Origin of the sequence: Neosynechococcus sphagnicola sy1, from assembly GCF_000775285.1 — a bacterium.
GTDB classification, from domain to species: domain Bacteria; phylum Cyanobacteriota; class Cyanobacteriia; order Neosynechococcales; family Neosynechococcaceae; genus Neosynechococcus; species Neosynechococcus sphagnicola.
In genome coordinates this window covers 61,234-78,378 of the sequence record NZ_JJML01000004.1, presented here as the reverse complement: position 1 = coordinate 78,378, position 17,145 = coordinate 61,234, and the positions used below count along the sequence as shown (strand labels likewise).

At 52.2% G+C, this 17,145-nt stretch carries 19 protein-coding genes and 4 pseudogenes; 6 read left to right on the top strand and 17 right to left on the bottom strand.

Annotation, left to right across the window (positions count from 1 at the left end; all coding sequences use genetic code 11):
* Positions 1–29 precede the first annotated feature (29 nt).
* Together DO97_RS02775 and DO97_RS27240 are read left to right on the top strand one after the other, a co-directional pair.
* Positions 30–692 (top strand): TAXI family TRAP transporter solute-binding subunit, encoded by a 663-nt coding sequence (locus DO97_RS02775; RefSeq protein WP_204368440.1) that lies wholly within the window; start codon positions 30–32, stop codon positions 690–692.
* On the top strand, positions 640–1,011 hold the full coding sequence (locus DO97_RS27240) for a TAXI family TRAP transporter solute-binding subunit (RefSeq protein WP_204368439.1): 372 nt from the start codon (positions 640–642) through the stop codon (positions 1,009–1,011). The genes DO97_RS02775 and DO97_RS27240 overlap by 53 nt, the downstream gene beginning before the upstream one ends.
* Before the next feature lie 188 nt (positions 1,012–1,199).
* Here the strand turns inward: DO97_RS27240 and DO97_RS02770 are convergent, their stop codons facing one another.
* The 7 genes and pseudogenes from DO97_RS02770 to DO97_RS02735 all read right to left on the bottom strand — a co-directional run.
* Positions 1,200–1,400, bottom strand: a complete 201-nt coding sequence (locus tag DO97_RS02770) for a DUF2949 domain-containing protein (RefSeq protein WP_204368438.1) — start codon at positions 1,398–1,400, stop codon at positions 1,200–1,202.
* A gap of 477 nt (positions 1,401–1,877) precedes the next feature.
* Positions 1,878–2,426 carry a DUF192 domain-containing protein gene (locus DO97_RS02765; protein ID WP_036530962.1) on the bottom strand — a complete coding sequence of 183 codons (549 nt, stop codon included), beginning with the start codon at positions 2,424–2,426 and terminating at the stop codon, positions 1,878–1,880.
* Between the two features lie 3 nt (positions 2,427–2,429).
* Complete coding sequence (gene nblR / locus DO97_RS02760) at positions 2,430–3,116, bottom strand: response regulator transcription factor NblR (RefSeq protein WP_036530960.1); 687 nt, start codon at positions 3,114–3,116, stop codon at positions 2,430–2,432.
* Between the two features lie 88 nt (positions 3,117–3,204).
* On the bottom strand, positions 3,205–4,122 hold the full coding sequence (locus tag DO97_RS02755) for an NAD(+) kinase (RefSeq protein ID WP_036530958.1): 918 nt from the start codon (positions 4,120–4,122) through the stop codon (positions 3,205–3,207).
* 201 nt (positions 4,123–4,323) lie between these two features.
* Entirely contained in the window at positions 4,324–5,292 is a 969-nt protein-coding gene (locus DO97_RS02750; RefSeq protein WP_036530957.1) for an SDR family oxidoreductase, read from the bottom strand.
* 183 nt (positions 5,293–5,475) lie between these two features.
* Positions 5,476–6,645: pseudogene (locus tag DO97_RS02745) on the bottom strand (type IV pilus twitching motility protein PilT).
* 276 nt (positions 6,646–6,921) lie between these two features.
* Positions 6,922–7,170 (bottom strand): annotated as a pseudogene (locus DO97_RS02735) (ribonuclease HI); the annotation flags it as partial.
* A 334-nt stretch (positions 7,171–7,504) separates the two neighbouring features.
* Here DO97_RS02735 and DO97_RS02730 point away from each other — a divergent pair.
* Genes DO97_RS02730 through DO97_RS02720 form a run of 3 tightly spaced genes read left to right on the top strand, consistent with a single transcriptional unit; the run spans position 7,505 to position 11,341 of the window.
* Entirely contained in the window at positions 7,505–8,770 is a 1,266-nt protein-coding gene (locus DO97_RS02730; protein ID WP_036530953.1) for a M16 family metallopeptidase, read from the top strand.
* Positions 8,771–8,814: 44 nt separating this feature from the next.
* Positions 8,815–10,110 carry a M16 family metallopeptidase gene (locus tag DO97_RS02725; protein ID WP_081980596.1) on the top strand — a complete coding sequence of 432 codons (1,296 nt, stop codon included), beginning with the start codon at positions 8,815–8,817 and terminating at the stop codon, positions 10,108–10,110.
* A gap of 52 nt (positions 10,111–10,162) precedes the next feature.
* The gene (locus DO97_RS02720) at positions 10,163–11,341 is read left to right on the top strand and encodes a class I SAM-dependent methyltransferase (protein ID WP_036530952.1); all 1,179 of its coding nucleotides are present in this window, start codon (positions 10,163–10,165) and stop codon (positions 11,339–11,341) included.
* Here DO97_RS02720 and rpsU read toward each other — a convergent pair.
* The gene (gene rpsU / locus DO97_RS02715) at positions 11,338–11,520 is read right to left on the bottom strand and encodes a 30S ribosomal protein S21 (protein ID WP_036530950.1); all 183 of its coding nucleotides are present in this window, start codon (positions 11,518–11,520) and stop codon (positions 11,338–11,340) included. The genes DO97_RS02720 and rpsU overlap by 4 nt on opposite strands.
* A gap of 248 nt (positions 11,521–11,768) precedes the next feature.
* On the opposite strand from rpsU, the gene DO97_RS02710 reads away from it, so the two are divergent.
* Entirely contained in the window at positions 11,769–12,050 is a 282-nt protein-coding gene (locus DO97_RS02710) for a hypothetical protein (protein WP_036530949.1), read from the top strand.
* Between the two features lie 38 nt (positions 12,051–12,088).
* Here the strand turns inward: DO97_RS02710 and DO97_RS02705 are convergent, their stop codons facing one another.
* The 9 genes and pseudogenes from DO97_RS02705 to DO97_RS02665 form a co-directional block, all read right to left on the bottom strand.
* On the bottom strand, positions 12,089–12,382 hold the full coding sequence (locus tag DO97_RS02705; protein ID WP_036530947.1) for a hypothetical protein: 294 nt from the start codon (positions 12,380–12,382) through the stop codon (positions 12,089–12,091).
* 35 nt (positions 12,383–12,417) lie between these two features.
* Positions 12,418–13,202, bottom strand: a pseudogene (locus DO97_RS02700) (MBL fold metallo-hydrolase).
* A gap of 39 nt (positions 13,203–13,241) precedes the next feature.
* The gene (locus DO97_RS02695) at positions 13,242–13,829 is read right to left on the bottom strand and encodes an anthranilate synthase component II (protein ID WP_036530945.1); all 588 of its coding nucleotides are present in this window, start codon (positions 13,827–13,829) and stop codon (positions 13,242–13,244) included.
* 150 nt (positions 13,830–13,979) lie between these two features.
* Positions 13,980–14,445, bottom strand: a pseudogene (locus DO97_RS30665) (diacylglycerol kinase family protein).
* A 204-nt stretch (positions 14,446–14,649) separates the two neighbouring features.
* Positions 14,650–15,153, bottom strand: a complete 504-nt coding sequence (gene ybeY, locus DO97_RS02685) for an rRNA maturation RNase YbeY (RefSeq protein WP_036530944.1) — start codon at positions 15,151–15,153, stop codon at positions 14,650–14,652.
* Positions 15,154–15,186: 33 nt separating this feature from the next.
* Entirely contained in the window at positions 15,187–15,405 is a 219-nt protein-coding gene (locus DO97_RS02680) for a DUF3285 domain-containing protein (protein ID WP_036530937.1), read from the bottom strand.
* A gap of 116 nt (positions 15,406–15,521) precedes the next feature.
* Positions 15,522–16,010 carry a DUF4168 domain-containing protein gene (locus tag DO97_RS02675; RefSeq protein ID WP_081980594.1) on the bottom strand — a complete coding sequence of 163 codons (489 nt, stop codon included), beginning with the start codon at positions 16,008–16,010 and terminating at the stop codon, positions 15,522–15,524.
* Between the two features lie 89 nt (positions 16,011–16,099).
* Entirely contained in the window at positions 16,100–16,354 is a 255-nt protein-coding gene (locus DO97_RS02670; RefSeq protein ID WP_036530936.1) for a hypothetical protein, read from the bottom strand.
* A 92-nt stretch (positions 16,355–16,446) separates the two neighbouring features.
* The gene (locus DO97_RS02665; protein WP_036530934.1) at positions 16,447–17,085 is read right to left on the bottom strand and encodes a bifunctional 4-hydroxy-2-oxoglutarate aldolase/2-dehydro-3-deoxy-phosphogluconate aldolase; all 639 of its coding nucleotides are present in this window, start codon (positions 17,083–17,085) and stop codon (positions 16,447–16,449) included.
* Positions 17,086–17,145 lie beyond the last annotated feature (60 nt).

The following is a 17,145-nucleotide window of genomic DNA, read 5'->3' as shown; positions in this document are numbered from 1 at the left end:
GCAATTCTTCCATTCACAGGAATTTGATCATGAAAAAATCGGTACCGCTCCTGGCTTTATCACTATTGACAACCCTGATCATCCTTTCTGGGAATGTATTCACGGCCACCACCGTGGTTGCCCAGCAAACCCTGAGCATTCTCACGGGCGCGAAAACGGGCTTGTATTATCAGGCGGCAATAGAACTCAATCAGGTGCTCAAGCCCGATGGGTTTACCTTGAAGATTCAAGAGTCACCGGGTTCCTTTAACAATCTTAAAGAGCTGGGCAGTGGCAATGGCGATCTCGCCTTTGCCCAACAGGATGCCTTTAGATTACTCAAGGGAGTCACCGATCAAAATCTAGCTCAACTCGCTGAGAATGTTGATGTTTTTGCCCCTGTGAATCATGAGGTGATTCACATTGTAGTCAATCAAGCGTCGGGGATTAAGAGCTTAGCAGACTTGCACGGCAAGGTGGTTGCGGTTGGCCCCGAAGACTCTGGAACCTACGTCAGTGCGATTTTGCTCTACCAACTCAGCAACTTAGATGTCACCCGCGAAAGTCTGTTGCTGATGAGTATCCAAGATGCCCTCGCCAAGGTGCAGACAGGGGAAATTGATGCGGCCTTCTACACGGCTGGGGTGGGAGCCCCCCTTGTTGAGAGAGATCCCAGCAACCGCAGGCTCAACGTTAAAACTCCTACCAGTTGATCGCAAATTTCTTGATGATCGCCAGGAAATTTTAACCCGATTTAACCTGCTCTACCTGCCTCAACAGATTCCGGCCAATACCTATCCTTGGCAACCCCAAGCAGTGGACGCGATCGCCACAGTCTCTTTCCTGTACGTCAACCACAATCTGGATCAGCAGACAGTTTACAACTTGGCGAAGGCTGCTTACCCCAAAGCACCTAAACTTCAGGCGATAGATTCTTTCTGGACTCTCTTTAGCATTGCTAATGCCAAAAGTCCTACCTTCAAGGCCGTTGACTATCACGTAGGGGTGAAAAAGTTCCTGGCAGAACAATAGCCATTCCCAGGATTAACAAAAACCTCCCATATCATACTTGGGAGGTTTTTTGATGCAGGTATTCCAGCCTCTAAAACGATGACGCTAGTCCGGCAGAAGAGGACAAATTCAAACCCTCGAATGCCGATGATGGGAGACCGCCTGAGGCACCATCGCACAAAATTTTGGGGCGATCGCTATCGCAGCGGTTAAGCAGTCTCTAGCCAATCAAAGATGCGATCGAGTTGCTCCAGGGTAATCAAACCGTACCGCCACAGTACCATCGGCAACAAACCGGGATCTTCCTCTTGGTGACGCAGAGCGGTTGCAATGGAGTCGGTTGAAATGGCTAAATCTTCTTCTAAAAAGCGAATCAGCGGGGCATAATTTGCGTAACTTGTAGTGGGCACTTCTCGGTTCACCTCCTAGGGACTGATGGTAATGGGTTACCCCTGAACATTTTCTGAAAGTAGGTTGCTATAAACTGAACTTGCCTCTGGATATCGGACGGTTGCTGAACCCTTAGGGGAATGCCCTAGGATAAAATGCTGCTTCTCACTCTTGAACCCACCCAGTGACCCGAGGATTAACCCTAATAAATCTGCAAAGAGACCTTGGAGACCCTGAAGACGGCTAGAATGACTCAGCTTTTGACGGACGCTTGACTGAAGGATTTAGTCCGGAATTAATGAGAGTCCGTTACGATTCCCTGATATTTTGGCCCAGCCAAGAATGGTATCAAACCCAAGGCTAGGATAGCCAGATCGCCCGTTCACCTAATAAAACAGGATTAGGAATGCAATAGTAGCAAAGCACAGTGGTTTTGTATAGTTGTTGATGCTGTTTTTACATTAAATCTTGAAGATTTCGCGTGAGATGTTCGCTGACTATTGCCCAGCAGGGGTATTTCCAAGGGGCAAGAACTCAATGGGCAGGCGATCGCCCACTTGAAGGCCTAACTCAGCAGCCCGCCCCCCTCGTAATTCCACCACCTGATCCACCAGCCCAGAGGGGCCGTAGGTTGGGCAAGACGGTTGTTGACAGGGTGGTACATTGGCTGCGATCGCCTTTACCTGCCCCTGGTAGAGAAATACCATGTCCAGGGAAATCGAGACATTCCGCATCCAAAAGTTGACGACCTGTGCGGGTTCAAAGGGGAACAACATCCCCTGATCCGCAGCTAAAGCTGATCGATACATCAATCCCAGAGACTTTTGTTCCGGAGTTTGGGCAACCTCTAAGCGAATAATCTGATTCCCTACCTGGGTCTGGGCGGTAATCGGTAACGTCTGTCCCAGGGCAGCTAGGGTCTGGCGCGGCGCGGGAGCAGCAATCCCCAGGTTAAATCCAGAAACGGTGGCGGCACAAACTCCGGCCAGTAGGCTAGCACAGCTGCCCGCTAATATCCATCTCAGCAGTGGAATTGATGATTTCATAGTTTAGGTTTCTCGTAGAACGTAGCCCACCCCTCTCACGGTTTGGATCAGGCGTTTCTCACCTTCATCCTCAATTTTCAAGCGCAGGTAACGAATATAGACTTCAATGACGTTTGATTCTCCCATAAAGTCGTATCCCCAGACATTCTCGAGAATTTGTTCTCTGGTTAACACCTCCCGAGGATGTTCCATAAAATACTTCAGCAGTTCAAACTCCTTCATGGTCAAGTCAATGCCTCGCTCGTTCCGGAGCAACCGCCGGGTGCTGAGATCTAATGCCAGATCGCCAAATCGCAGTTGTTCCGTCGTGCTGACGCTGGGTTGTAAGTACAGGCGAATCACCTTGAGAAAATCCTCCGATCTGTAGGGCTTGAGGAAGTAATCGTCTGCACCGGACTCTAAGCAGGCAATCCGATCCTCTAAGGTGTCTCGCGCCATCAACATTAACACCGGAATCCGCAGTCCGGTTCGCCGCAGTTGGTTACAAAACCACAGCCCTGATTCTCCCGCCAGCATTCGATCCACCACGACCAGAGCCGGTTGCAGTTCCTGAACCTGGCGTAACCCATGGTTGGCATCCGAGGCGATCGCAGTTTGGTACCCCGCTTCTTCTAGATCCAGCTTGATGTGCTGGGCAAAGGCTGCATCCGTCTCTATCAGCAAGACCCGAGGACTTTGGTCAAAGGACATGGTGGAGCAGCACTATAGAAGGGTTGGTTGTCAGTTTAGCAACTCCCACCGAAGAATGCTGAACCCAGGATACCTAGCCTCCTCCCCATTAGGGCAGTTCAACGGAGGTGGGTTTGGCAATGTGAGGTAATCCCCAACCCAGCTTTTCTCGCAGGACATGGAAAAACTCAGGTGCTTGCAGGCGAATAAATCGGGCTCTATAGTGCGATCGCGCCAAGCGCAGCCGATCTTCGGGTAAAACATAGCAACCCGCATTGCCATCAACCACCATCACCAAGCGGTTGGGATTCACCGGATAGATGGTGACGGGCTCATGATCGGCAAAAACCAGCGCCCGCGAGGCCAGAGAATGGGGGCAGATGGGAACCAACTGCATCACTGGCACCCCTGGAGCAATCACAGGCCCCCCTGCACTTAGAGAATAGGCGGTTGATCCCGTGGGGGTGGAGATAATCAGACCGTCCGCAGCAATGTCAACCAGGGCATGACGACCGATTTCAATTTCAAAGTGGCACATGCACGTCAGGGGTTCCCGATGCAGTACCATTTCGTTCAAACAAAGCGCTTCCCAGACACAATACTCGTCTCGAAACACTTGCACCGTCAACATTGCCCGTTCTTCAATTTCATAGTCCTCTGCCAGCAGTCGTTCCAGTGCCTGGGGGAGCTGGTTTACATAGGTTTCGGTGAGAAATCCCATATGCCCCGTGTTGACGGTTAGCAGTGGAATCCCTGCAGGGGCAATCTGACGAAAGGCAGCCAGGACTGTACCATCTCCGCCTAAGACAATGGCAAAGCGCATCTCGGCATCAAATCCAGGGGGGGCAAGCAGATCAATGGAGGAGTGACAAATAGGCTTTTCAGGACTAGAGTAGCCAAGAATGCCACCTGCACCCGTGGTCACTACAACCTCCCAACCGTAGCGTCTCAGTTTGTCCCGTAAGTCTTCAGCAACCCGACAGGCTGTGGGTTTTGTGTCGTTGTAAATAATCCCAGCTTTGGGCACGAGTCCAATACAATGTCAGAGGGTGAAAATAAAGAGCAGCAGCGGCTCGTCCTAGGAGGTCGTTCGCTACCACCCATGATGCAAAAATTGATGAATGATTTGCAGCTTACTGAGGCAGCGATCGCACGGGTAGCGATACAACTATTATCCCCAAATGGCTGCCCCAACCCTTGTTCTTAACAATAGCATTTTAGTCGGTATTCATTGTGCCTTCCGTGCAGATGCTGTCTTCCTCCCTGTTTTTTCATAGTCCAGTTCCTTGAGTTTCTGCAAAATGCGACTGAAATAGTCCTGGAGATAGGTTTCTAAGGTGGTGGTTGCAGCTGGATCAAGGCCAAAGGTGGTATAAACTTCCTCCATGGGGGCATTCAGGGGCTTCCCACTGGCGATCACTTCGGCAAAGGCAAGGCGATCCGCCAAATTCCACCCCCACTGAAACCAGCGAGCAGTGCGCCGCACGGTGCGCAAGAGATTCAGGGGCATCCGTGTGATTTTAGCTTCCCGGCCCGATAGTCGCTCACAGAGACGAATGATTTCGTAGGGATTCCAGGCGCGGGTTCCCACTAGGGGAAAGGTCTGACGAAGGGTTGCTGGCACGGAGAGCGCCCGAATTGCAAACTTGGCAATATCCTGGGTGTCCATGTAAGCAATGGGTTCCGTTTCCCCCATCACCCAAACTGCCTGTCGCTCCAGAATCGGAATCGCGTATTGACCGATTAGACCCTGGAGGAACCCACAGCACCGCAAAATCGTGTAATCCAAGCCTGATTCTGCTAAAAACAATTCTGTGCAGTGTTTAATTTCCATTAAGGGAACATGGGGATACTGCTCGGCATTGAGAATGGAGAAAAAAATCAATCGCTGAATCCCTGCCGCTTTCACTGCTTGAATCAAGGAGACCTGTCCCTGCCAATCCACTTCTTTAATGCTGAGGGAATCCGTTGGTCGGCTGGTGGCCGCATCAATCACTGCATCAATGCCAACTAAAGCAGGAGGAAGACTTTCCGGTCTACAGAGGTTCCCCTGCACCAGCTCAGCTCCCCACTCCTTGAGAAAAGCAGCCTTCTTGTAACTGCGCACCAGGCAGCGGACGCTGTGACCCTCATCCAAAGCCCGACGAGCTACCTGTCTCCCCAAGGTACCCGTGGCACCGACAATCAATAAATGCATGAGAGAAGAATAAAGAAATTTTAACTTTTAATAAGATGTTATCAGAAAGTGTTCGAATTCCGTGGGATTCCTGGGGGCATCTTCACGGCAAGGGGGCAGAACCAGCACCAACACGCAAAAACCCAACGGCGAAGCAGCGATCGCCGTTGGGTTCAGTTTCTAGGGGGTGAATGGATGGGTTCCCTAGACCCGACCCCGCAGGGTCATTGCCATTTCGTTGGGTTTGGGAGAAGACTCTAGGGCCGTCTCTTCGGTGATCCGTCCAGCCTCATAGAGGGTGTAGAGGGATTGATTCATCGTACACATGCCATCAAAGGTGCATTTAGGGATGATCGCTTCGACTTCGTCCACATCACCCCGCTTGATGTAGTCCCGGATGGCATCGGTGTTGATCAAAATTTCGTGGATGGCGGCGCGTTTACCATCGGTGGTGCGAACCAATCCCTGGGCAATGACACCGATCAAAGACTCGGCGACTTGGACGCGCATCGGCCCCTGTTCTTCAGGGTTATAGAGGTTGAGAATCCGTTCAATCGTCTTTACCGCACTGTTGGTGTGCAAGGTGCCAAAGACTAAGTGACCCGTCTGAGCTGCTTTCAAGGCGGTATTCACAGTCTCGCGATCGCGCATTTCCCCGATCAGAATGATATCGGGATCTTCCCGCAAGGCTGCTTTCAAGGCATTGTCAAACTTCAGGGTATGAATGCCCACTTCCCGCTGTTTCACCAGGGATTTGTGGCTTTGGTGGACAAATTCCACCGGATCTTCAATCGAGATAATATTTTTCGGCATCTCTTTGTTGATGTAGTCCACCATGGCTGCGAGGGTGGTGGACTTCCCCGAACCCGTTGGCCCCGTCACCAAGATCAAGCCTTTGTGATAGTGACAGAGATCCCGGAAGACGGGGGGCAATCCCAGATCCTCCATGGTGAGAATCTTCAGGGGAATCAGCCGCAAGACCATGGAGGGGCCCTTAAGGGAGACAAAGATGTTGATCCGCACCCGCGCCACACCCTCATATTGGGTGGCACCGTCATATTCCAAGGTTTGTTTGAAAATCTCCAGTTGTTGATCGTTCAGCACCTCCCGTAACCAGCCAAAAAAAGTGGCTTCATTGGTTTCGGGGTGATTGCTGATCGCAATTTCGCCGCGATCGCGGAAGCGAGGCACTTCCCCAACTCCCAAGTGAATATCTGAATAGTTTTTTCTCAAACGCTTCCTGTACCAACTGCTCTAAGGTTGGGCCACCGGCACTGACCCGAGCACGGGGGGAGGGGGCGCTTGGGGCGGCGGGCCAGGGCGGTAGGGTGGAGGAGGAGCCACGGCACCACGGTGATCTGCCCCTCCTGGCATCGTCAGTGCCTGGGTAGGATAGCGCTGAGGGGGGCTGGTGGCTAGATCCTGTCCAGCTTGGGGATAGGTAGGTGGGGGTTGAATCGGGGCCGTGCGGGGCACAGCAGGGGGTTGGATGGGAGGACGCTGTGGTTCGTTCATAGACCGACGCGGGTGAGGAAGGAGGACACAGGATGAGACTCGTTGGCAGTATTTCCTAACGCTTGTCTCCAAGTATCAGTTTGACAGAGAATTTGGGGCAACTTTTTCTACTAACCCTTGGGGAGCATTGCTGAATTAATCAACCCGTTCTAATTGCCAAAGAATTTGATTGCCTTCGCGGCGGACGCGAGATACAACCCAGTTACGCCACACCCAATTATCACCCCGGCTGGTAACTGCACTGGCATTGACATCCATTAAATCAGCTAATTCCGAACTTGTAATTAAATATCCCTTAACAGCAATCTCATCTGCCATCCGCAGGGTCTCAACCAGGTGTCTCAGTTGGGTTACCCTGACATCACGGGGGAGATTTTCCAGATCACTGGAAAGAGTCGTGAGTGGATCAATCATGGCTACTTCATCATCTCACAAGCATTGCCCTTGCATCCTATCTGCCCTTGCACAGCCCTGTCTGTAGCCAGTAACATCAGTGCCACGTTTTTTACAGTCAGACCGTGAGCAGCAGTCCCCTGGATGACGGTGTCATGGTTCAGATCGCTCATAATTCAGTCCCTCTTTTAGATCTTTAAAAGATCTATAAAGATCTAAATTCTAGTCAGATCTAGACTTTGGTTCGGAATTCAGTAGCAATGACTGCTATTTGCCAATTCCGAAGACGCTAAGATTTCGTTAACCTTGCATTAATGTTGCAAATTTGTCTAAAATTTCCCCTGCGGTTGAATTTCCAGCATCGATCCTGACCCTAGCAAATGGTTTGACGGTGGTTCACCAGAACATTCCAGCGACATCCGTGGTGGTGGTTGATGTTTGGGTGAGGGCGGGGGCGATCGCTGAACCCCTGACTTGGTCAGGGATGGCTCATTTCCTGGAGCACATGATTTTCAAGGGCACCGATCGTCTCGCTCCGGGGGTTTTTGATCAAACCATCGAGAATCGGGGGGGAGTCTCCAACGCTGCCACCAGTCATGATTATGCCCACTTCTTCATTACCACTGCGTCTGAGCACCTAGAAGCAACCTTACCCTCTCTGGCGGAGTTGCTACTGAATGCCTCGATTCCAGACTCAGAGTTCGTGCGAGAACGAGAAGTGGTGCTAGAGGAATTGCGCCAAGCCTATGACAATCCTGACTGGTTAGGGTTTCAGGCGCTGGTGGAAAGCGTCTATCAGCAACATCCCTATGGACGCTCTGTTTTAGGCACTGAAGCCACTTTACTGCCGCGATCGCCCGCAGAAATGCGCTGCTTCCACCGGGCTCACTATCAACCTGAAAACATGACCGTGGTGATTGTGGGGGATGTCTCCCAGTCCCAGGCACTGGATCTGGTAAGTCGCAACTTCCAGGGCTTTGCCTCACCCCTAGACTGTCCGCGAATCCAGCCCTTGGTAGAGCCACCCATTTCAGAGATTCGCCGTCAGCGGCTACAACTACCCCGCATTGAACAAGCGCGGCTGATGATGGCCTGGGTGGGTCCAGGGGTTGATCAACTCCCCAGTGCCTATGGCCTAGATTTGCTGTCGGTACTATTGGCGGAAGGTCGCAGTTCCCGACTGGTGCGTCAACTACGGGAAGAGCGGGGATTGGTGGAAGCAGTGAGTAGTAGTTTCTCCCTCCAGCAGGAATCGAGTCTGTTTACCATTACCACCTGGCTGGAACCCCAGTATCTGGATCGAGTTGAGGCGCTCATTGGCGATTGTCTCTCGGAGTTACAGACAGTTCCGGTTTGTGAAGCAGAATTAAGCCGCTGCCAGCGACTCCTTTGCAACGATTATGCCTTTTCGACCGAAACTCCTGCTCAATTGGCAGGTCTCTACGGTTACTATAGTACGATTGCTCAGGCTACCACGGCGATCGCCTATCCCCAGTGTATCCAGGCATTGCAGACTGAAGACTTACTGCGTCTGGCCAATCAGTATCTCTCTCCTTGTAGCTACGCTGCAACGATTTTAGAACCCAATTGATTGGTCATTGGTGGACAGCTCGCTTGATCAATTCCCCATTCTCCATGATTCCATCCCCCATGCCATCGATTCAGAATCGGACTATTCATCGGACTGTTTTGGCGAATGGTCTGGTTGTGCTTGTGGTCGAGAACCCAGTCGCTGATATTGTTGCGGCTCGGATTTTTGTCAAAGCAGGGAGTCTTTGGGAGTCGCGCCAGCAGGCGGGGCTGTCCCATCTAGTGGCATCAGTTATGACTCGCGGCAGTGAGCAACTCTCATCCCTGGACATCGCTGAGCGTGTTGAGTCAGTGGGCGCTAGCCTGAGCACAGATGCTGCCAGTGACTACTTTTTGCTGAGTCTGAAGACCGTGACGGCAGACTTTGAGAATATTTTGAGTCTGGCGGCACAGTTACTGCGGTCTCCCTCCTTCCCGGAGACAGAATTGGCACTAGAACGGCGATTGATGTTGCAGGCCCTTCGCTCCCAGTTAGAACAGCCTTACATTATTGCCCTCGATCAGCTGCGCCAGGCAATGTACTTAGATCATCCCTATGCCCTGTCAGGACTGGGGACGGAGGCATCGGTTTCCCAACTCGATCAGATTGACTTGCACAGGTATCACCAAACCCACTTCCGCCCAGACAACATGGTTATTAGTTTGGTGGGGCGGATCACCGCCGCGTCAGGGCTGGAGCTGGCAGAGCAGTTTTTTGGAGATTGGCAGGCTCCCTCTACCCCCCTACCATTGTTGCAAGTACCGCCCCTGCAGTCCGATCCCCAACAACGGGTGACAGCGCAGTCCACCCAACAATCAATTCTGATGTTGGGGTATTTGGCTCCCTCCATGCATCATCCGGACTACGCGGCGATCAAGTTACTCAGTTCTTACCTGGGTAATGGTCTCTCCAGTCGCCTGTTTGTGGAGTTGCGAGAAAAGCGAGGTCTCGCCTACGAAGTGTCCGCTTTCTATCCTACTCGCCTGCAACCTTCGCAGTTTGTCGTCTACATGGGAACGGCTCCAGAAAATACGGCGATCGCCCTCGAAGGGTTACAACAAGAAGTAGAACGCCTGTTCACCACCCAACTCCCCCCCCATGAGTTGCAGGCTGCGAAGAATAAACTGCTGGGACAGTATGCCCTCGGTAAACAGACCAATGCTCAAATTGCCCAAATTTTTGGTTGGTACGAAACCCTAGGGATAGGGTTGGAATTCGATACCGAGTTTCAATCAGCGATCGCCGCCGTCAGTGCCGAAGCGGCGCAGTTAGCAGCCCATCGCTATTTGCAGCACCCCTATGTCTCCTTGGTGGGGCCAGTAGCCGCCGTTACTCCTCTCCAGCAGTCAGCCGTTTTCTAGGGAGAATAGCCTCTTAGACCTGGGTCTGAGAATAAGACCGATACGATCCCCCATGCTCAAGAACAATCCCCACCTCATTGAAATCATCCGCGAGCGAATTCTAGCCAGCCCGCAACAACGGCTCTCCTTTGCCGAGTTCATGGAGTTGGCCCTCTATGAACCAGCCCATGGCTACTACTGCAACCAGGTGGTCACCCGTGGCATCCAGGGAGATTTCTTCACCGCCCCCCACCTAGGGGCTGATTTTGGGGAGTTATTAGCGGCACAGTTTGTGCAGATGTGGGAGATTTTAGACCGACCTGCTCCCTTTACCCTGCTGGAGATGGGAGCCGGACAAGGACTGTTGGCAACCCACATTCTGAATGAATTAAAGGGGCGATCGCCGGATTTATGGTCAGTATTACAGTACTGGATTGTCGAACGTTCTCAGGCATTAGTTGCCCAACAACGTCAACAACTCCAGTTATTTCCCCACATCAGATGGTGTACCTGGGAGGAAATTCCCCGTGATTCTTTGGTGGGGTGCTGCTTCTCCAACGAATTGGTCGATGCCTTTCCCGTTCATCAAGTTGTCATCACAGAGGGGAAACTCCGGGAGATTTTTGTCACCTTGAGTCAGGAAACCGACAGCTGCTTGCGAGAAATCATCGACGAACCCTCGGTACCAGAACTAGTTACCTACTTTGATCGAGTGGGCATTCATTGGAGAGATTTACCGGAGGGTTACCGCAGTGAGGTGAATCTAGCCGCCCTCTCCTGGCTGCAAACCGTTGCAGAACGCTTAGAGAAAGGGTATCTTCTGACGATTGACTATGGATATCCTGCTGCCCAGTACTACAGCCCTGCACGGACAACTGGGACGCTGCAATGCTACTACCGCCATGCCCACCATGGAGATCCCTATCAGGGAATCGGCTATCAAGATCTGACTGCCCATGTAAACTTTACCGCCCTAGAGCGGCAAGGCGACGCCTCTGGACTGCAAATGATCGGATTTACCCAGCAAAGCCTATTTTTGATGGCGCTAGGGCTAGGAGCGCGGATCGCCGCCCTTGGCGAAAACTCCCAGGCAATTACACCTGCTCTCCTCCAAGCGCACCTCAGACACCGCCAAAACCTCCACAGTCTAATTGATCCCATGGGGCTGGGAAAGTTTGGTGTTTTAGTTCAGGGTAAAGGGCTGAGTCCTAGCCCCCAGCTATTGGAAGGGCTGAGGGTACCCATCTGCTAACGGAAGCGGCGGTTTTTGCGTCGGGCCGCAATAGTTTTACGCTTGCGCTTTTCAATTGGTGTTTCAAAGTGCCGATGGCACTTTACGTCTGCTAGGATACCAGCCTTAGAAACTTGACGCTTAAATCGACGTAAGGCTGACTCAATGCCTTCATTTTCCCCTAGAACCACCTGGGTCATGCTAACTACTCTCTTGCTACTCTCTTGTTGTGATAGTGGATAAGTACAGTATTTTTGATTGTACCGTTAAACCCAGGGTGTAGATATTGGCTACGCCATTTTTTTTAGACTGCTTTCAGATGCCCAAGAGACTCCCCATCCTCGACTGTGGGCTGGTTTTACTGGCTCACAACCGTCTCTCAGAACTCGGTATCTTGGAGAGAGGAACTGCAACAACCCTAAAGCCAGTATCGGCAGGATTGCCCAGAATGAATACAATTCCAGACCCCTTTCAACGGTCTAATTATGGATTTCACAAAACTAATTATCAGCAGTTTGATCGCCAGCAGCGGCAGCAGAAAATTCTGCGATCGCAGGTTGGCTTTGTCGATACCTCCCGTCTCAAGCCAATACCTTGCCAGGGCTGTGTCAACTATCATGGGGTAGCCTACGGTGCCAGCTATGAAACCAGAATCCTGCTTGTTTGTGGCATCCACCCAGTGGGCTGGCAAGGCAGTGGTCTGTGCTCGGACTGGCAGCCGCTCCCCTAAAGGCAGGAGACTCACATTCTCTAGGAGACTTTCCCTGCCTAACTTTCAGACAGCCGAGTTGGAGGAATCACCTGTACTTGGCTCGTAGCGGTATCCACCACCAACCAACCATAACGATCATCGATGGCATCAGGCAAGGTTTCGGTAACCTTAAACTCCAGTTTCTCTTCACCCCGGCTGTCAATAGCGAAGTCAGCGACTTGGGCATTGATTAACTTGAACCCACGATCTCGCAAGCAATACATTGCCCAAGCCTTCAGAGAGTGTCTTTGGGGATTGAAGGCAATGGAAGGATTACGGAACACATCTTCAATGACTTGAAGGATTGGCATCACTTGTTAGACAACTCCGGTGAGAGGCAGCAGTGCTAGAACTTATAGCTCAATAGAGCAATCGTTGAGCCCTTTTCAGGTAAGTCCTGAGGCTTGAGGGTCATGGTATCACTGGCAATCCGACGCACCGGGGTGTCTCCCATTACCTTGAGAAAGTCATCAACACCGACAAGATCACAGGCCTTCTCATCTGCTGCTTGGGTTCGATACTGGGTCGGAATCACCATCTTCGGATTCAAAGTTTGAATCGCCTGCTTGGCATCCTCTGGTGTGTAAGCTTTTGGCCCACCCCCCGACAGGTAAAACGCAGCAGATCCGGTCGCCCCATGAGAATTTGTTGCTCGACACTAATCGGAGCCGCTGCTCCCCCTAAATTCAAAATTTTGATGCCCCCCTGCGTCCACTGCCAGGTGGTGTTGGCACCAAATCGCCTACCCCCTTGACGATCGTGATCGGTGCGAATTCCCTGAATTTGCAGATTGTTAACTCGATAAATTCCGGGATCAAACAGTAACTTGGGATTGCCGGGAATTCCCGCCACAAAGCCTTCATCCAGAAGTTGACTGCTAATCATCACCAGATCAACCTGAAGCCGAGGGGGGCGATAGCCCGCTGTACAACCCAGGGGTTTAAAGGGGTTGAGCAGCACCCGCTGCCCACTCCCCGTCAACAAAAAACAGGTGTGACCCAGCCATTGGACCGTCAGGGAGCCTGCGTCCTTGGATTGTGCCCGGTAAGATTGGAATCCAGCGGCAAGTCCTGTGCCAGCGATCGCCAGGAATCCCGCCCGAGCATAACGTAATATTTGTCTGCGTTTCATGGTCTCCCTACGTGTGTGCCAAACCCCTACCATGCCTTGCTACAGGCGCCGCAAAAAGTTCTGGAGCAACTGCTTACCAGCAGCTGTCAAGATACTTTCTGGGTGAAATTGCACCCCTTCAATATGGGGATACTCTCGATGACGCACCCCCATAATTGTGCCATCCTCCACCCAGGCAGTGACTTCTAGCACCTCCGGGCAGGTCAGCTGCTCAATCACCAGACTATGATACCGGGTTGCGGTAAAGGGATTCTCAACCCCCTGAAAAACCCCAACACCTGTGTGAAAGATGGGAGAGGTCTTACCATGCATCAACTGTGGAGCCGAAACAATCTGCCCACCAAAAACCTGTCCAATGCTTTGGTGCCCAAGGCAAACCCCTAAAATGGGTAGAGTGGGGCCGAGGACGCGAATCAGATCCAGGGAAATACCCGCCTCTTCAGGACGACCAGGCCCAGGGGAAATTACTAGCCCGGCGGGTTGTAGCTGCCGGATTTGCTCCACAGAGATCTGGTCGTTTCGATAAACCTGGATATCAGCTGCAACCGCTTGATCTTGGCCCAGTTCACCCAGATACTGCACCAGGTTATAGGTGAAACTGTCGTAGTTATCAATTACCAGAATCAAACGAATCAGCTCCTCGCAGTGGCACTTGTGATCTGTCAAGAACTTACTGAGGGATAGAAAACCCTCAATAAATATCCCCTTTCAACGCTCCTAGCCATCAACTAAAAGTTGACTCAGGACTATAAATCGTCGGGGGGTAACCGGATGGGCTTATCTCTGGGGGAGGAAGGCTGTGGCCAGATGCCAAAGGGGCGGTAACAATAGCACCCCTGCCACCAACACAGCTACCAGGGCTGAAATTAGCACGGCGGCAGCTGCACAGTCCTTAGCAATCTTAGCTAGCTCGTGATAAGTCTGCTTCACTGTGAGATCTACCACAGACTCCAGCGCGGTATTCAGCAACTCCATGGTCAGCACTCCGCCAATGGTCAACCCAATAATGGCAAGTTCAGGAGGACTCAGATGCTAAAAAAATGCTGAGGCTGATGGCCAGCGTCCCCACCAGAAGATGAATCCGAAAGTTACGCTGGGTCTGAAACGCATAACTGACCCCTGTCCAGGCATACTTAAAGCTCACCAAGAGACTGCTTGCAGTCCGCCAGGAAAACTCTCGATTTAGGGGTACCACCTTAGGGTCGGGGGGGAGGGGTGGTGGCCCAATGAGGACTGGGGCGATTGGGAGGTGGCGGGACAATTTCAGGAGACATAGGCTTAGGCAACAGAGGAAAGCGGAACCAGCAGCAGCAGACTAGACGGATAGGGTAGCAGTTGATCATCAATCACTGCAAGGACTCGAGATGCCCAAGCCCAGTCCTAGAGTGAGATGTGTTGTGTGACTGTCGGGATCAATCATTCGTTCCCACCTTCCAAGGCTAAAACATCATAAAACATCAACGATCCCAGGGAAGCCGACTATTTCTAGTAGGATCGCCTGTTGGTGCAGCATTTGCAACAGACTGGCATCATCCGGGTGATCCCATCCCAGTAAATGTAGCAAACCATGGGCGGCTAACCAGACCAATTCCTGAACCAAGTCATGACCTTGTTGTTGTGCCTGACGCTGGGCGGTTTCAACTGAGATCATAATATCCCCCAGGTACAAGGGCAGGGAGTTCAGTAACTCAGGCGCTTGGGGCATATCTGCTTCTAGAGCCGCAAAGGACAAGACATCGGTGGGTTGATCGAATCCCCGATACTGTCGATTCAGTTCCTGCACCTCAGCATCACTGGTTAAGCAGAGGCTGACTTCATAGGCTTGGACAGGAGATAGGGTTGGGGACAGAGTCATGAACCAGTGCTCAAAATAGGACTCCCAGGAGTTGACAGGAATCACGGGGGCATTCTCATAACACCAATGATCCTGGACGTTAAGCTCAACATGCACGGCGGTTAACTCCCCTATGATCCCAGGGCTAATTCATCGTGTTAAAACGGCGAGTCCGACAAAGACCGCCAGTAACCCCAGGGTTGTTAAAGCAAAATGGAACAGGGAGGTTCCGCGCTTGCGCACCATATTCCGCATTGCTAACTTGACATAGCTGGGGTGCGCCGATGGGGATACAGTAGCCTCAACATCGGCGGCTGAGGACTCCAAGGGGGACTCTGGGGGCTCAACAGCGGCAACAATCTGATTCATGGCGCGGAATTCCTAAGACGGGGACGTAAACAGTTCCAACCTCTGTCAACCTATAAAAGCATACCTAAAAAGTAAAGGTTGATGCTCCTGAACCATGCTGAGGCTGAGTTCCCCACCTATCCCCCACTAATCTCCTGAATTTGTAGCATCATGCGTTCACCCAACTCTGGATCACTATTGGCTAAATTGAGTAGCTGGAGATATTCTGGGCGGGTTAAACCGGTTTGTTCAATGACTTTCAGCGCCTCAGCTTCAATTTCTTGCTGAATTCGCAATGCCTCGGCTTCGGTTTCAGCCCCTTGGAGGTCAATCTGCCGTGCCTCAATCAAATGAATGACGCGCAGATAGGCCTGAACAAAATGGGTGATTTTTTCAGCTGGAATATCACTACTGTTGAGGTTTGACCGACTGCTGTTCAGGGAGTCGGGTGAGACGGGCACTGGGGTAGCGGGAAGTTCCTGGGCAAAACTCACCGTCCCATCACCTAGGGTTAAACCCAGGATCAGACTGAGGGCTAACACCCAGCGTGTGCATTGATTCAGAAGGCTCTGCCAAGTTGCCAGGAACGTCCTCCCGCGCTCAAAGATTGTGGAGTGACCAATCATCCGCCTGTGATTGAGGATCCCTTCCTAGTTTAGAAGATCACCTGGAGGAACATCCCTGGGGTGACTGGATGATGGCAGTGCAGACTGACTTAACCACTGGCTCGATTGCCATCAAGACGCTTGGCGATCCAACTGGCAGCCCCGCTCAGAACTGCCCCTGCCATCAAGATGCCGATCGCAGGGGTAAAGACGGGCTCCCACAGTTTATACCACAGGTCTAGACCGAGGGGTACTCCCGCCCCATGTCCCACCACCGCGATCGCTAGCCAGAAAAAACTCCCCAGCACCAGAAACAAATTCACCACCAGCGCCAAGTTTAACCAGCCTAAGAGTCGCTCTTTCATGCTTTCATCCTCCAAAATGCCCCTAGGGCATGTTTACCACAACTTGGAGGATCACAACTGCTAGCGGTACCAGATGCATGTCTGGATCATCCTCAGTGCTGCTGAAGAGATTGACACAGTTGACGCGCTTGCGCCGTAATCATCGACCAGTTACCTGCCGCGATCGCCCAGGGAGGAAACAACTCACTGGAGAGACCGACGGCGATCGCCCCCGCTTGAATAAAGGCCGGGGCATTGGCCAGGGTGACCCCGCCGGTGGGGATCAGGGGGATCTCCGTCAATACGGGGTGCAGGCTCCGGAGATAATCGACCCCTCCTAAACGCTCCACCGGGAACACCTTGACGCAACTCGCCCCTAATTGCCAAGCCGTCACAATTTCGGTGGGGGTTAAAGCACCAGGAACGATGGGGATACCCTGCTGTAGCGCTGCCTGAATCAGCGGCGCGTTCGTGTGGGGACTAAACAAAAACTGAGCCCCTGCGGTGATCGCCTGCTCTAACTGGGAAAGCGTCAGAATAGTTCCAGCTCCGATCAGACAATGGGGCAACTCACGCCGCAGGCAGCGGATCAGATCTGCACCCCGGTGGGTGTTCCAGGTAATTTCAATCAGGGTCATGCCCCCGGTGGCAACAGCCCATGCCATCCGTTGCCCTAAGGCAAATTGGGCGGCACGAATGACGGCGATCGCCCGCTGCTGTTTTAATTGAGCCAACCAAAAATCTTCCGCCATCTTCCCTGGGATGTCTGCTCACCTCATTTTGCCAGTGCTACCGTAGGGATGGGTGCATTC